The sequence below is a fragment of the Shewanella sp. Isolate7 genome (assembly GCF_022398425.1).
GTDB lineage: Bacteria > Pseudomonadota > Gammaproteobacteria > Enterobacterales > Shewanellaceae > Shewanella.
Genome location: NZ_JAKEVJ010000175.1, coordinates 1 through 939, shown reverse-complemented (window position 1 = coordinate 939; position 939 = coordinate 1). Strand labels below are relative to the sequence as shown.

The following is a 939-nucleotide window of genomic DNA, read 5'->3' as shown; positions in this document are numbered from 1 at the left end:
ACCTATAGCTTAAATCAATGGCCCAATCTGAACCGCTATCTTGAAGATGGGCGGGTCAATATTGACAATAATCGCGCCGAGAGAGCGATAAAACCGTTCGTCATTGGGCGGAAGAACTGGCTATTTGCCAATACGGCCAATGGTGCGAACGCGAGTGCCATACTGTACAGTGTGATCGAAACCGCCAAGGCGAATGGGTTGACGCCCTTCGATTACTTGATGTACTGCCTTGAGCAGTTGTCACTTAAGGAAGGTGCGAATAAGTCCCGTGCTTGCTCTGCGTGTGCTTAAAGTGGATAGATGCTAGGCACAGTTTGCAGCGAATGGCCCTAGTCCTTCGCAAGAACTGTAACGCAGCAAATACCGCTGTAAGCCTCGCCCTGCGGGGCTTTGATAGCAACACCATTTCGGCGTTATTCAACTTCAGCAGGCCTCGGCATGCCCTCAGTTGAATGCCTTGAACTGTCGCTGCAATCAAAGCCAGAGCTGTGCGACGACTTGTTCGCACCTTCCTTAAGCCCGAGTGTCTAGAACACTTGCTACCCTGGAATGCAAAACTCGGCTAGGTGCAGTTCTCCGGACGGATACGTTGCAATTGCTTCGCTTCACCAAAGAGTCCCACCCACCAAAATGCCAATTGCACCAGCAAGGCTATCAATAGCAGGATATCCATTCTTGCCGCATCACGTRTTCGGCTGTGGCGTAAACCAAATCCGTAAGCCGGACTTTTTAAGTCCCTAAAAGTCTCTTCTATCTGCATTCGCTTTTGGTAAAGATTAACCAGTTTCTTAGGTGGCATGGCTTCCATCGTGAGGTTGGTCACCAGTGCCCAAGGCTCTTTTGCCGTCAGCTCATAGGTCCATTGGGCGGTATGATGACAGTCGGTCGTCGTACTGCGCTGACCTTTACGTCCTTTACCTCGTGCCTTAAACAATACCA

Annotated in this window: 1 protein-coding gene and 1 pseudogene; one reads left to right on the top strand and one right to left on the bottom strand. The window is 50.3% G+C overall.

Annotated features, from left to right (window positions below; genetic code table 11):
* Window positions 1-291 (top strand): transposase (locus L1D47_RS20820; RefSeq protein WP_239886631.1); only part of this gene is annotated, 291 nt, incomplete at its 5' end.
* A gap of 295 nt (window positions 292-586) precedes the next feature.
* Here L1D47_RS20820 and L1D47_RS20815 read toward each other — a convergent pair.
* Window positions 587-939, bottom strand: a pseudogene (locus L1D47_RS20815) (transposase); the annotation flags it as partial.